The organism is Nocardioides sp. CCNWLW239 (genome assembly GCF_037137035.1).
GTDB lineage: Bacteria > Actinomycetota > Actinomycetes > Propionibacteriales > Nocardioidaceae > Nocardioides.
This window is the reverse complement of record NZ_JBBBNW010000005.1, coordinates 277415-291159: the sequence shown is the minus strand read 5'-3', so window position 1 is coordinate 291159 and position 13745 is coordinate 277415. Positions and strand designations below refer to the sequence as shown.

Annotated in this window: 14 protein-coding genes; 2 read left to right on the top strand and 12 right to left on the bottom strand. The window is 68.6% G+C overall.

What is annotated here, in order from left to right:
* The first annotated feature begins 4 nt into the window (after window positions 1–4).
* Window positions 5–553 carry a YciI family protein gene (locus WBG06_RS20485; RefSeq protein ID WP_336738808.1) on the top strand — a complete coding sequence of 183 codons (549 nt, stop codon included), beginning with the start codon at window positions 5–7 and terminating at the stop codon, window positions 551–553.
* 60 nt (window positions 554–613) lie between these two features.
* Here the strand turns inward: WBG06_RS20485 and WBG06_RS20480 are convergent, their stop codons facing one another.
* Window positions 614–817, bottom strand: a complete 204-nt coding sequence (locus tag WBG06_RS20480; protein ID WP_172257709.1) for a cold-shock protein — start codon at window positions 815–817, stop codon at window positions 614–616.
* A gap of 215 nt (window positions 818–1032) precedes the next feature.
* Window positions 1033–2544 carry a sodium/proline symporter PutP gene (gene putP, locus WBG06_RS20475; RefSeq protein ID WP_336738807.1) on the bottom strand — a complete coding sequence of 504 codons (1512 nt, stop codon included), beginning with the start codon at window positions 2542–2544 and terminating at the stop codon, window positions 1033–1035.
* Window positions 2545–2698: 154 nt separating this feature from the next.
* Here putP and WBG06_RS20470 point away from each other — a divergent pair, with 154 nt between their 5' ends.
* The gene (locus WBG06_RS20470) at window positions 2699–3484 is read left to right on the top strand and encodes an aminotransferase class IV (RefSeq protein WP_336738806.1); all 786 of its coding nucleotides are present in this window, start codon (window positions 2699–2701) and stop codon (window positions 3482–3484) included.
* Window positions 3485–3523: 39 nt separating this feature from the next.
* On the opposite strand, the gene WBG06_RS20465 is transcribed toward WBG06_RS20470, so the two are convergent.
* The 10 genes from WBG06_RS20465 to WBG06_RS20420 form a co-directional block, all read right to left on the bottom strand.
* The gene (locus WBG06_RS20465; RefSeq protein ID WP_336738805.1) at window positions 3524–4606 is read right to left on the bottom strand and encodes a sulfite oxidase; all 1083 of its coding nucleotides are present in this window, start codon (window positions 4604–4606) and stop codon (window positions 3524–3526) included.
* A gap of 37 nt (window positions 4607–4643) precedes the next feature.
* Window positions 4644–5498, bottom strand: a complete 855-nt coding sequence (locus WBG06_RS20460; RefSeq protein ID WP_336738804.1) for an enoyl-CoA hydratase/isomerase family protein — start codon at window positions 5496–5498, stop codon at window positions 4644–4646.
* Window positions 5495–6853 carry a Dyp-type peroxidase gene (locus tag WBG06_RS20455; RefSeq protein ID WP_336738803.1) on the bottom strand — a complete coding sequence of 453 codons (1359 nt, stop codon included), beginning with the start codon at window positions 6851–6853 and terminating at the stop codon, window positions 5495–5497. The genes WBG06_RS20460 and WBG06_RS20455 overlap by 4 nt, the downstream gene beginning before the upstream one ends.
* On the bottom strand, window positions 6853–7995 hold the full coding sequence (locus WBG06_RS20450; protein WP_336738802.1) for a DUF4331 family protein: 1143 nt from the start codon (window positions 7993–7995) through the stop codon (window positions 6853–6855). The genes WBG06_RS20455 and WBG06_RS20450 overlap by 1 nt, the downstream gene beginning before the upstream one ends.
* 24 nt (window positions 7996–8019) lie before the next feature.
* The gene (locus WBG06_RS20445) at window positions 8020–8565 is read right to left on the bottom strand and encodes a hypothetical protein (protein WP_336738801.1); all 546 of its coding nucleotides are present in this window, start codon (window positions 8563–8565) and stop codon (window positions 8020–8022) included.
* A gap of 110 nt (window positions 8566–8675) precedes the next feature.
* On the bottom strand, window positions 8676–11291 hold the full coding sequence (locus tag WBG06_RS20440; protein WP_336738800.1) for a LuxR C-terminal-related transcriptional regulator: 2616 nt from the start codon (window positions 11289–11291) through the stop codon (window positions 8676–8678).
* A 234-nt stretch (window positions 11292–11525) separates the two neighbouring features.
* Window positions 11526–11750 carry a hypothetical protein gene (locus WBG06_RS20435; protein WP_336738799.1) on the bottom strand — a complete coding sequence of 75 codons (225 nt, stop codon included), beginning with the start codon at window positions 11748–11750 and terminating at the stop codon, window positions 11526–11528.
* A complete protein-coding gene (locus WBG06_RS20430; RefSeq protein ID WP_336738798.1) occupies window positions 11747–12016 on the bottom strand; it encodes a hypothetical protein in 270 nt (89 codons plus the stop codon). The genes WBG06_RS20435 and WBG06_RS20430 overlap by 4 nt, the downstream gene beginning before the upstream one ends.
* Window positions 12017–12134: 118 nt before the next feature.
* Window positions 12135–12905 carry a hypothetical protein gene (locus tag WBG06_RS20425; protein WP_336738797.1) on the bottom strand — a complete coding sequence of 257 codons (771 nt, stop codon included), beginning with the start codon at window positions 12903–12905 and terminating at the stop codon, window positions 12135–12137.
* Between the two features lie 80 nt (window positions 12906–12985).
* Window positions 12986–13621, bottom strand: coding sequence for a GAP family protein (locus tag WBG06_RS20420; protein WP_336738796.1), 636 nt, complete (start codon window positions 13619–13621; stop codon window positions 12986–12988).
* Window positions 13622–13745: the final 124 nt, after the last annotated feature.

Below are 13745 nucleotides of genomic sequence, written 5' to 3'. Positions count from 1 at the left end.
GCCCATGGAGTTCTTCTGCTATCACCGCGACCGCCCCGGATCGACGCCGCTGCGCACCCAGATGGTCGAGGAGCACTGGACCTACATGGACGCGTACGCGGCGAGGATGATCGCCCGCGGGCCGACGTTCACGAGCGACGAGACGTTGACCGGGAGCGTGCACATCCTCGATCTTCCGGACGCGACCGCGGCTCGGGCCTTCGCCTTCGAGGAGCCCGGCTATCAGGCCGGCGCCTACCGCGACGTGCTGCTTCGGCGGTGGCAGAACACCCTCGGCCGCACGATGTGGGAGTTCGGCGATGGCCGGCCCGACAGCGACCGATTCCTCGTCCTCGGGTTCTCGGAGCCGTCGACCGACCCGATCGACCTGCCCCACGGGGACAGCCTGATCGCCTGCGGTCCGCTGCTGTCCGACGACGGCGCCGTGGTCGTCGGCGCGGCCGTGCTGCTCGAGGCTGCCTCGGCGGACGCCGCGCGCCAGGTCCTCTCCCCCGGCCGGTTCACCGCGATCGAGGTCCATCAGTGGGAGGCCGGTGGCCGGCGTACGTCGTGATGTCCCTCAGACGCACGAAGGGCCCCGACTGCCGAAGCAGTCGGGGCCCTTCGGGGTGGATCAGACCGCGCGAACGTTCTCGGCCTGCGGGCCCTTGGGGCCGGCGGTGACGTCGAACTCGACCTTCTGGTTCTCGTCGAGCGACTTGTAACCGTTGGTCTGGATAGCGGAGAAGTGAACGAACACGTCCTCGCCGCCGCCGTCCTGCGCGATGAAGCCGAAGCCCTTGTCAGCGTTGAACCACTTGACGGTTCCCTGAGCCATGATCTTTTCCTTTGTTCGGTGCTGGGACACTGTGCCCCGAGCCGCTGAAGACATCCATCTGTGCTGATGTCCAGCGAACCGAAAACCAGATAAAAAGATACAAGCCGCGACGTGGTGTGCGGCCAGGACGGCTTACAGAGCCGTCCCTTCAACACGACCAACAGTACGCCATCAGGCCCGGGATCGTGGTTTCCACGAATCCCGGGCCCGTCGGATCAGACCCGCGCGGTCTCCCCGCTCGGTCCCTCGGAGGCGTCGAGCAGCCGGATCGCCTCGTCGAACTCGGCCTCGATGACCGGGTTCTCCCTGTAGGTCAGGAGGCTGACCACCACCGCGACGACCGTGTTGAGCACGAAGCCCGGCACGATCTCGTACATCTGCGAGCTGAGCGCGTCGATGTTGCCCCACACGACGACGGTCACCGCACCGACCACCAGACCGGCCAGGGCGCCGGGTGCGGTGAGCTTCCGCCACCACAGCGCCAGCAGGATGACCGGGCCGAACGAGGCGCCGAACCCCGCCCAGGCGTACGCGACCAGGTCGAGCACCGTGCCGCTCTTCGGCCAGGCGAGGACGGCCGCCACGACTGCGATGCCGAGCACGGCGAGCCGGCCGAACAGGACCAGCTGGCGGTCGGAGGCGTCGTTCTTGAAGACGGCCTTGTAGAGGTCCTCCACCAGTGCCGAGGAGGTCACCAGGAGCTGGGAGGAGATCGTGCTCATGATCGCGGCGAGCACCGCGGCGAGCATGATGCCCGCGATCAGCGGGTGGAAGAGGATCTGGCCCATCACGATGAAGACTGCCTCGGGATCCTCGAGCGTCTCGCTCGGATTCTGCTGGAAGTAGGCGATGCCCACCAGAGCGGTGCCGACGGCGCCGAAGAGGCTCAGCAGCATCCAGCCGATGCCGATCCGTCGTGCGGACGCGGCCTCGCCGGCCGAGCGCAGGGCCATGAACCGGACGATGATGTGCGGCTGGCCGAAGTAGCCCAGGCCCCAGGCCACCGCCGAGATGACACCGAGGACCGTCGCCCCCTCGACCATGCTCAGCCGCGACGGGTCGACGGCGCGGATGCTGTCCAGGGTCTCGGCGGGCCCGCCGGTGACGGAGAGACCGACGACCGGCACCAGGATCAGCGCGAGCAGCATGATGGTGCCCTGTACGAAGTCGGTGTAGGAGACCGCGAGGAAGCCACCGAAGAGGGTGTAGGCCACGACGACCGCGGCCACCACGAGCATGCCGGTGTGGAAGTCGGTGTTGAACGAGCTCTCGAAGAAGACGCCGCCGGCGACCATGCCCGAGGAGACGTAGAAGGTGAAGAACACCAGGATGACCGCGCCGGAGGCGATCCGGAGCAGGCGGGAGGTGTCCTTGAGGCGGTTCTCCAGGAAGCTCGGCACGGTGATCGAGTCACCCGAGACCTCGGTGTAGGTCCGCAGCCGCGGTGCCACGATCTTCCAGTTGAGCCAGGCGCCGACGGTCAGACCGACAGCGATCCACCCCTCCATCAGACCGGTCGCGTAGATCGCGCCCGGAAGGCCCATGAGCAACCACCCGGACATGTCCGAGGCACCCGCGCTCAACGCACTCACCATCGGGCCGAGATCACGGCCGCCCAGCATGTAGTCGTCGAGGTTCGAAGTGCGCCGGTAGGCCCAGGCACCGATGCCCAGCATGGCGACCATGTAGGCCACCAGCGTGAGCATCTGATAGGTCATGTCTGACATCAACAAACTCCAATTTCGAGGAAACGCCGCCGCAGAACCTAACCCGAAGAACGCGTTTGAGTATGATTCGCGCCGCACGGCCCCGCTGTGCCTCGTCTGGGGCCGCTTGCCATCGACGGGAGCGGCGCCTGCGACCCGTGGCAGGGTGGTCGCCATGGCGACCATCCACGGCATCGCGGCGACGCCCGCCGAACTGTCCGCACTGGCACTGACCGGCTACGGCCACTTCACCTCGATGCACGTCGAGGAAGGAGGCGTACGCGGCCTCGACCTCCATCTCGAACGGCTGGTCGGCAACGCCCGAGCCGTCTTCGACGCCGACCTCGACCGCGACACCCTGGTGGCTGACATCCGCGCTGCGATCGCGGGTTCATCGGGCTCCTACACGCTGCGCGTGACCGTGTTCGACCCGGCGATCACTCTCGGCAACCTCGGAGCGACCACCGCCCATCCCGTACCTCTGATCACCACCCGCCCCAGCCACTCCGGACCACTGGAGCCGCTGCGTGTGCAGACCGTTCCGTTCCAGCGCGACACCCCGGAGGTCAAGCACGTCGGCCTCTTCACCCCGCTCCACCTCCGCGCCGCAGCCCGGAAGGCCGGCTTCGACGACGTCCTGTTCACCGATCCCGCCAGCACCGACGTCTCCGAGGGCAGCACCTGGAACATCGGCTTCATCACCGCCGACGGATCGGTGCTCTGGCCGGACGCTCCGGTCCTCCCGGGCGTGACCATGGCACTCCTCCACGCCACCGGCGGCCACCTCCGGAAGACCGTCTCGACTGCTCAGATCGGCTCGATGCGAGCCGCGTTCGCGACCAACGCGAGCATCGGCGTACGTCCCATCAGTCAGATCGACGGCCACCGCTTCGACCCTGAGGACCCGGCGATCGCCGACCTGCGGCGGACGTACGCGGGGGTCTCGGCGAGTCGGGTCTGAGGTCTGGACGGCGTCGACCAGGCGGACATGCTTCCGGCGCTAACGTCGGTCGACAAAGATGACTTCGACGGCGTTGTTCCCGTAGCCCAGCCGGTTCCACGGCGGTACGTCGGGCTGCACGTTCCCGGCAGCGTCGGTCGCCCGGGCCCGAAGGGTGTGCCTGCCGACTCCGATCGCCTCCCAGGTGAAGCTCCAGTCCTGCCAGCCGAAGTCGCCGTCGGTGGCGGGCTCCAGCTGCGCCGGCTGCCAGTCGCCCTCCCCGGTGAGACTGACCTCGACCTTCGTGACGGGACCGGTCCCCGACCAGGCCTTCCCGCGGACGGTGCAGGTCTCCTGCGTGATCACCGAGCCGGGCTCCGGATCGGTGATTCGGGCGCGGACCCGCATCAGGGTGACGGGCTCGTGGGGCCTGTCGGGCCACTCGTAGATGTAGTGACCCGTCTGGAACTCTCCGGTGTGCGGCTCGGTGAGGACGTCGAGTCGCTCGAGCCACTTCACCGACGCGACGGCGTACCAGTGCGGGACGATCAGCCGGAACGGCGCGCCGTGGTCGCGCTCCAGGGGACGGCCGTTCATCTCGTAGGCGATGAGGATGTCCGACCCGGGATCGGTGGCCTGCGCCAGGGGCAGGGCGCGGGTGAAGGTGAGGTCGTTCTGGTCGGTCTCGGGGAGGATCGCCTGCAGGTGGTACTGCCCGTGGTCGGCGCCGGTGGCGAGGAGCTCGACGCCGCCCGCCGCCGGCTCGACCATCGCGAGGACGTCGTGGAGCAGGGCTCCGGTCCACCGTGCCGTGGAGACCGCGAAGTCTCCCCAGGGCTCACCGGTCGGCAGCGGCCTCATCTCCAGGCGGCCGTTGCCGGCGCACTCGAGGGTGACCCTGCGATGGTGGGCGGGGAACGCGCGCAGGTCCTGGAGCGTGAGGGTCGTGGGCTTGCCGACCGCGCCGCCGATCTCCAGCGTGCCGTCGTGGTCGGGCACCGCGAAGTTGCTCCGCACGTAGTGCAGCTCGACCGGGGTGACGTCCCCGGCCAGGGCTGCCGGCGGCGCCTCGGCGTTGTAGGGCGCCGGGTTAATCATCACCAGCGCCGCGCGCGCCTCCTCGAGCTCATCATCGACGATCATGGTGGTTCAGCCTCCTTGGGGCGGGTGATGTGTGGGCTCAGAAGTCGGAGTCGGCGAAGGTGGGTTCGCGGCCCTCGTTGAAGGCGCCGATGCCCTCGACGCGGTCGGGGTGGACCGCGGAGCGCCAGTGGGCGTCCATCATGATCGCGACGGCCTCCTCGATCGGCTGGCCCTCCCCCAGGTGCACGGCCCGCTTCACCGCCTGGACCGCGGTGGGCGAGTTGCCGGCGATCTTCTCGGCGATCCCCAGCGCCGCTGCGGCGAGGTCGCCGGGCTCGTGCAGCTCGTTGACCATACCCAGCCGGTAGGCCTCCGCCGCGGGGACCGGGTCGCCGGTGAACAGCATCTGCAGTGCCTTGCCGCGCGGCAGCACGCGAGGCAGCAGCGCCGGTGATCCGCCTCCGGCCGCCAGGCCGAGCATCGCCTCGGGCTGGCCGAACGTCGCGGTCGTCGAGGCGATGATGAAGTCGGTGCTCTGCGCCAGCTCACAGCCGCCGCCGTACGCGATCCCGTTGACGGCCGCGAAGATCGGCTTGCGCAGCTGACGCACTGTGTAGAGGGTGCGGTCGAAGGCCTGACGCTGGCGCAGCCAGTCCTCCTTGGTCATCGCCTTGCGCTGTCGCAGGTCGCTTCCGACCGAGAACGCGCGCTCCCCCGCGCCCGTCAGGATGACGACCCGTACGCCGGTCCGCACCGCGATCTCCTCGACGACCTCGGTCAGCAGGGCGCCCATCTCGGTCGAGATCGCGTTGTCGGCATGGGGGCGGTTGAGCGTGACCCGCGCGACCCTGCCCTCGGAGAGGTAGTCGAGGAGGACCGGCGGCTCGGTCTCCTCGACGTCGGGGTCCGGTGGGGCGAAATCGAGTGCTGCCCAGCGATCGGTGCTGCTCATCTGCGTCCTCCCTGCGTGGCGGAGTCGGGTTCCAGGTCTGCGAGCCAGCGCAGCGCGCTCAGGCTCGGGGCGAAGCAGTACTCGCCACCGCGGGTGACGACGAACGGCGGCAGGTCCTGGAGCCGGCGCCGAATCGGCCGTTGCGGGATGGTGAACGTCCCGGCCTCGGCACGCGGACCGACGAGCGGGTCCGACTCGAGGGGGGCGCCGATGAAGATCCCGTCGTTGAGCCACTGGGTCTTCACGAACTCGAACTGCCGCTTGAGGTGCGCACCGGCGAACACGAACACGATGCCGCGCTCGGCCCCGTCGTCCTCGAGCACGCCCTCGGGCAGTGGCGGGCCGTAGCTGGTGCCGCGCCGGATCATCCGGTGGAGGCGTACGTCGACGCTGCCCTCCTGATCCAGGGCGTCGCGAGGGTTGGCGCGGCGCGCATGGGCACCGGCCGGGCACTTGAAGCCGCGCGGGTCATCGCCGTAGGCGAAGTCGTTGTTGCGTCTCGGGTCGCTCCCGAGCTCCGGGTCATCGCGTTCCGGCGCGAGAGCGAGCGGGGCACCGCTGGGCCAGCGGCCGACCATCTTCGCGCCGAGAAGCTCCTCCTCCGCCCGCGACGCGGCCCGCGCCCGCAGATAGGACCGGTACGCCGCCACCTTGGTGTGCAGCTTGCGGAACACGACGTAGGTGCCGTTGCGGCCGAGCACCTCGGGGGACGGCATCGGCGCGAGCTCACCCGTCTCGTCGGGGTAGCCGAGGATGATCTCTCCGGCCTTGAGCGGGCGCTCGCGCGAGTCCGTGGCAGGTCGGCCGCTTCCCTCGACAGCCGGCTGACCGATGCCGTCCTTGAAGCCGAACGACGTCCGTCCGGTCGCGAGCTGGTAGCAGTCCTGGCGCCAGACGAGCTCGATCCCGGGCAGCTCGGCATGAGCATGACGCGCCTTCTCAGCCAGACCCCGGAGCCGGTCCTCGTCCGGGGCGAGCACGGAGATGGCGACGTGCACGTCGGCGCTGCCCAGAGGCTTCTCCCAATGCTCGGGAGCACTCTCCCCGACGTCACCCAGGACCTCGGCCCGAGCCGCCATGCCCTGCCGGAACTCGGGCGCGAAGCTGTCCAGGGACGCCTGCGGCACCCCGAGCGCCTCCAGCCCCCGGTAGGTGAACGCAACCGTCAGCGAGGTCTCCCCCGGCTCGCTGGCCTCGCCGTCCTCGGTGAGGAGCCGGTGCAGCCGCCGAACCAGCTCACGGCCGTCGCGGCGCTCACGGATGCTGAGCAGCAGATAGACGCCCACGTACGGCGAGGGGCGCTCGAACAGCGCTCCGGACTGGATGTCGTCCAGCTCGAGGGATACCTCGTCCATCAGTGGTGCTCCGGAGGCTCGGGCGGGTCGGGGTTCGCCGCGGCCAGATACGGGAACGTGGTCGTGGCGGGGCGGGTGGCGGAGTCGACGCCGTCACGGATCGTGGGCCCGTGGCCCCCGTTGACGAGCAGGGTGAAGAACGCATCCATCACGTCGTCGTTCAGGGCCCGGCCCCCGCACGTCCGGTGCAGCTCGCCACCTCGGGCGGCCAGCTCGATCTCGAGGAAGGATCCCCGCTCGGCGTACGGCAGGGTGGGGTCGACGACCAGGTAGTCGGCGAGGACGAGGTCGGTGAGCGGGTGGCTCCCGTCCGCTCCGACGGACCAGTCCTGGGTGCCATCGAGGCCGTCCCAGAACGCCAGGTTGGCATCCAGGCGCGCCCGGTAGGCCCCGCAGTAGGAATCGCCGAGGTGGAACGCGTCCTCCATGTTGTAGAGGTCGCGGATCTCCAGATCCCGGTTGACCCGATCGAAGTCCTTCGGGGCCAGCAACATGTTCTTCACCTCGGGCCGGCCGACCCGTTCGATGCGTACGTTGAGCTCACCGCGGGTCAGGGTCTCGGCCACCACGCCGACGAGCCCCCTGCCCGGCAGGAGGCCCGAGTCGATCTCGACCACGATGCTCAGCACGTTCTTGCCGTCCAGGAAGATGGATCCCTCCTCGGTGAAGGCGAGCTTCCGTGTCGCGATCGTGGCCAGCGCGGCGCGGGCGTCCATGATGAACGGGTCCCACCGCACCCCGGCGAAGACGCGGACACAGTCGCCGATACCTCCGGGCTCGTCGTTGACCCGGAAGGCGACCTCGTCACCGCTCGGCGTCAGACAGCTGCCGTGCTGCGTCGCCCCACCGGCATCCGGACTCTTCACCTGCTCGGGCGGGTCGAAGACGCAGTCGAGGACCACCTCGTCATCGCCCGCGACGAACGGCGCACCGTACGAACCGCCGACAGCCACGCTCAGCGGTCGCAGCCGGAAGCGGTAGAGCAGCCCCGACGAGAACAGGTCGGTGGGTCTGGCCATCGGCAGGGTGTTCATCACCAGAACGAGACGACCTGGAGAGTCGGGGCTCGGGAACGCGTAGAAGTCGGTGATGTCCGCGATCGGGTCGGCCAGTGCGCGCGGCCCGGAGATGTGGTCGGACATGGCAGCTCCTCGCCCCGCTCGCGGCTAGTCCGCGGCCTCGTCGAGCAGGGGCCGCATCGCGGGATGCTGAAGGATCTCGGCGGCCTGCGGATCATCGAGGACCTGCTGGAAGGCGCTGTTGACACGCTGCGCCTTGCGGATCTCCTTGACCGTGCCGCCGTAGTTGCGGGCGTACGCCGCGGCACTCTGCTCGGCTCCCAGGACGAACGAGCGCACGGCCGCCAGGTCCGGCAGTCCGTCGTACCCCTCGACATGGCTGAAGATCACGTCGAAGAGGGCCAGCGTCGGCCCCGAGGTGAAGAAGTCCTCCATGTAGGCGTCCCACGGGCCGTCGAAGCTGGTGATGAATGCCAGCCGGGTGTCGTCGTCGAACAGCACGAACCGCGCCTCGTGGATGGTCTGGATCGCCATCCCGTAGTCGCCCGGCCGATAACCGGGAGTGTCCTGCAGCGCCTGCAACGCCTGGCGCAAGGACGCCGCCCCACCGGGTTTGACCCGGAAGAACAAGCTGAACTCGCTCGTCGGCCCGACGCTCAGCCCGGGCTGCGGGCTCACATCCGATGTCGTCACGACTTCCTCCAAGTCTCCGGCTGGGAACTCCAGCAGACTGAACGTAGGACCACGTCCACGCCGAAGACTTCACCCCTCACGGATGAGCCGACGCGGCTCGGGGCCACAGCTCACTGCGCCACCAGCCCCAGCTCACGCGCACGCCTGACGGCATCGTTGCGACGACTGACACCCAGCTTTCGAAGGATGTTGCGCACGTGGGTGCGGACCGTGTTGACGGAGATGTACATCACGCTTGCGATCTCCTCGGTGGTGAGCAGGTTCGCCAGGTGACCCAGGACCTCCCTCTCCTTCTGCGTGAGCTCTTCGAGCACAGGTGCGGGTGGGCCCGCCGGGGCCGACAGACTCCGTGAAGGCCCCGTCGAGATCTCGAAGAGCCATGCGTGCTCAGCGCTCAGCTGTCTGTCCCGCACGAGCAGTTGGCGCACCACTGCGGGCGCTTCGTGGAAGGGGCGTCGTACTCGTTCCTGCGAGGCCAGCGTGAGGGCACGGTGGAGCGCCGCGTGTGCCCGGGCCGATGGTCCGTCGTGGAGCCGGCGCGCGCACTCGACCAGCCAGCCGGAGACCTGGATCGGAACTGCAGCCCGCTTCGAGAGGACCGTGGACATCGCGGCATCGGCGGCGTCAGAGTCACCCAGCTGCATCTGCGCCAGCGCGACGACTCGGGCCGCCTCGGGTTGGTCGGCAAGACCCTCGACCTCAGCCATTGCCGCCGGCTCACCAGCGGCGACTCGCACGTGGGCGAGCTCGATGCGTACCTGCTGACCGAGCCAGCCACACTCGTCCCCGACTTCGGTGGCAGCCTGCTCGAGCCCGCTGGCCGCGCCCAGCCGGTCACCGTGCGCCACCTGGAGGCGCGCCCTGATCAAGGCCAGGAAGGCATGTGGGACATGGTCACGCGGTGGCAGGCCCAATCGCTCCACCGACTGAACGTGATCGGCAGCCGCGCGCAGGTCGTACCGTTCCATCTCCACCCAGCCACGTGCTATCCGGGCGGCGGCCGTCCGGTCTGCAGCATTGACACCGATGCGCTCGGCCGCGCCGATCGCACGATCGCCGAGCCTCACCGCCCTGGAGAGCTTGCCCCGGCAGCACGCGATGACGGCCTGGTAGCCCAGACACTCCACCAGGATTATCTCGGCTCCGGCGCTCGTGGCCGCGGCGACTCCAGACTTGAACATCGCATCAGCCGTGCCCAGCCTCCCGAGGCGCAGGGCCGCGATGCCCTTGCTGAGAAGGACGAGAGAAGTCAGCTCGGGGCGGGAGCTCCCCGCCGGGCCGTCGCCCGGCGCTTCCAATGCCTGTTCGGCCGCGGTGGCGAGGGACATCGCTTCACTCGGGTCCTCCGACGACTGCGCACCCACGGCCTCCAGCACCCGGACGGCGACGTTGGTGGCCCACGGATGAGAACCCGATGGCTCTGCCGGCACGGTCCGTACCCGAGCCAGCTCGCTCGTGAACCCGATGGTGTCGCCGGCTCCCAACGCGAGGGTCGCTCTCACGACAGTGGACGCAGGGTCCTCCAGCTCGGCCGGGATCGACCGCAACGACAGGGTCAAGGCGCTCGTGCTGTCGTCGAGAAGCATCTGGCCGACCGCCAGGTCGTCGACGACTTCTGCGGCCGCCTCCTCCCATGCCTCGATCGCCACGAAGTGACCGACGGACGCAGTGACCTGACCGTCGCGCGCGTACCACTCCGCCGCTGTTCGCTGCAGACGCCTCATCTCATCAGGCGACTCGTAGGCGAGCACGGCGCGAAGGAGGTCCCGGAAGAGCGGGTGGTAGCGGTAGCACCCAGGGTGGCCTGATACGGGCTCGATGAGAACGTTGTCCCGGGTCAGAAGGCTCAGCGTACGTTCTGCCGTGGGGCCGGCGAGCGCCTCAGCCAACCCCTGTTGGATCGTGTCGGGGACGCTCGTCGCCAGGAGCAGGGCTCGTACGTCTGGGCTCTGGGCGGCCAGCACCTCGCCCACGAGGTACTCCGCGATGTTGCCGGTGTCGCCGACGATCTCCGCGACGGCGCGGTCCGGATCTTGTCGCATCCGCAGTAGCTGAGCACCGAACCGCAGCCCCGCCGCCCACCCCTTGGTCCGAAGGTTGAGCGAGCGTACGGACTCCGGTGTCAGGGTCAGTCCCGCCCGCTTGGTCAGCTCCGCGGCTTCCTCATCGGTGAAGGCGAGGTCTGACATCCGCACCTCGACGATCGTGTCGTCGAGCCTGTAGCGGTACAGCGGAAGTACCGGATCGGCCCGTGTCACCATCACCAACCGCAGATGACCGCCGGTGTGTCGCAACAGGAAGTCCAGATCGTCCGCCACGTCTGCGGAGAGCAGGTCGTATCCGTCCACGACGACCGTCAGTGGTGCCGGGTGGACGTAGACCGCCTCCGCGACAGCCCGGCGAACCCGGCGGTCGAGCGGGCGCTCGTCCCGACGGACCGTCTCGGGTGGGATCGCTACGCCCAGGCTTTCAAGACACCCGATGAGACCGGGCCACAGCACGGCCTCCGCTCCGTCAAAGGTGATCCAAGCCGTGCGACCCTGCTCCTCGGCTGCGGCGACCCAGTCCGCCACCAAGGCTGTCTTCCCCGTCCCCGCCGGCGCGCTGACCAGCACCAACGGGCAGCCGTCGCTGTGATCGAGCAGCTGCAGGAGGCGGGGTCGTCGGACGTACCCCGAGGGAACCGCCGGAACACCGACCCAGCCATCGCCGGGGTGGGGACCCATCGCGTCGACGTGCCTCCTCGATCGAACCAGTGCGCAGCGCGCCCTACGGATTGAACAGGGGGAACGTCAGTCCCGAGGACTTTTGACGTTAGTACGACGTCCTGATGCCGTACATAGCCCTTACGCGTCAGGCGTGCGGGCCAGTGCAGCAGGACCTTCCTCCAGGTCAGCCCCGTCCGATCGACCCACACGCCCCCGGACTCGACCAAGGACCTCGCGGCCCGCACCCACCTTTCATCGGAGGCCGACGACCCGGATGTTCTCCACCGTCAGCCCCTCAGCATCCAGCATGCCCACCAGGTCGGCCACGCCGAGACCCGCGGCGGCCGTGGCGCGGAAGACGGTGCACGGCTGCCGCTCCATGGCATCGGGTTGCAGCGCGCGACGGAGCACCGGACCCAGCTCACCATCGACGGTCAGCTCGACCATGACCTCGGCGTCGGGCCCGGCCTCACTCATGCGTCACCCTCCTTCGGTTCCTCGTCCGCCGTTCCTGTGATGAGCCGTCGGACCTCCACGACGTCGAGACCGAAGGTCCGAAGCCTCGCGAGGAACCCTTGGAGCTCGGCCTGGTCCCGGCACCGGCGGATCAACACGGTTCTCGTCTCTCGCGACGAGGTTTCGACGTCGACGAGCTGCATCAGGACCTGCTCCGGGACCAGCCCGGCGACGCGTATCTCGAAGGCTTGGGCGTCGGTTACCGGATCCGGCGGGTTCTGATCCATGGTCTCAACTCGACTTCCCGCACTCGTTGCTTGGCCGCTACCGCTCCCCAAGCCTGGTGCCGAAACAGTGACAGGGCGTCGTCCGTGGTGGATGAGGACCATGAACTCGCCGATGCGGCTAGCCGGTGAACTCGCCTGCGAAGTACTCGAGCGCTGTGGTGGTCTTGGTCTGCTGGTCGCCCGAGATCTCGAGTCCGCGCCTGACCAGGAACGCCTTGAGCTCCGCCGCGACCTGGAAAGCGCTCCCGGGCGCGCATCTGGAGGAGAGCTCGAGGATGCGCGAGCCATCCGGGTAGAGCCACAGCTCGGCGACCAACCGACCGGCGTACTCCTCTGGCCGCAGCTTCTGCTTCAGGACGGTGATCGGGCCAAGGCGCACCAGATCGTCGAGCTCGAGGTCCGAGGGGGCGTTGGTGCGGAAGAAGCTCTGCTGCTCCTTCGTGTAGAGCTTGTGGGTCGCGCGCGTGCCCGCGGCGACCTCCTTGACGTCGGTCCGGCCGATGGACGCCTTCATCGAGGCGGAGCAGACGAAGCCTCCGGGCATCGCATCGACCTCCACGGTCAGGCTCTTGGACTTGTGCGCTCTCGAGACATCCGTCGGGTTGACGGGCCGTAGTTTCACGACGGAGTCGTCGTTCCGTCCCCGGATCCGACGCGCGCGGACGACGACCCCGCGCCGGTTGAGTGCCAGGTCGGCGGTGTCGAAGAAGTACACCTGCCGGAGCTGGGCGTCCAGCGGGTCCAGGCCCAGGGCTTCGACCGCCCGAGGTCGCTCGGCGTTCGGCACGGTCATCTTGAGCTCGACGCTGTCGGCCAGCTTGGTCAGCTCGAGCAGCTCACCGAGCTGCTCGGCGGTTAGCAGTCCCGGTGGCTGGGGGCTTGTGGACATGGTCGATCACGTTTGCACGCGCGCCGAGGCCGGGGCATCACCCCAGCCGGATGACTCGGACCGATGCGGTTCGAGCTTGATCAAGCACTCAGGATCGACCGGATCTGCATGATCAGGAACAGCGCGATGACGATCTCGCTGACGACCCAGGCGTTCGCGTTCATCCAGCTTCTGAGGGCCGGCAGCACCGTCTCGGCTCGCGTGCCCATCAACAGAAGCACCAGCAGCGGTGCGCTGATCAGCAGCCCGGTGACGAACAAGAAGCCGATCGACCGCCACAGCGGTTCCCCCTGAGAAGCCAGGAGCGTGCCGACGGTGAAGGTGACGATCATGTTCGTGGGCATGAACAGGAACAGCAGAAGACCTATCCGGAACGAGGCCCTGGGCGACGCCGTCTGCAGCTTCCGCATGTATTTCGGAGGCTCGCTGACGTGCCGCTTGAGAAACACCCGCACGGCCGCCACCAGCAGCAGAGCCACGAGGAACCAGTCGACTGCGACGGAACCGGACTCTCCGTCGGCCCCCTCCAGGTTCAGTGCCCGCGCCAGATAGTAGAACGCGGTCGTCGCGGCGGTGGACGCCACGATCGCGCCCCCGACGTAGGCGTAGGAGTTCCGCAGCGCCTTCTCGCTCGTCGCGAGCATGATGGCGGTGATGATCTGCGGACCGGCGATCATCACCACCGCCAGCGGCACGACCTTCAACAGGTTGTCCATCCGGATCCCCCGGCATGCTGTGGTGTGCTGTCCGTCGGTGGCGGGGCGGCACGAGGAATGAAGCACCTGACGAGATCACCGTGCGGTGTGCGGGACGAGAAGTCCTCACCCCCGGGGGACGAGT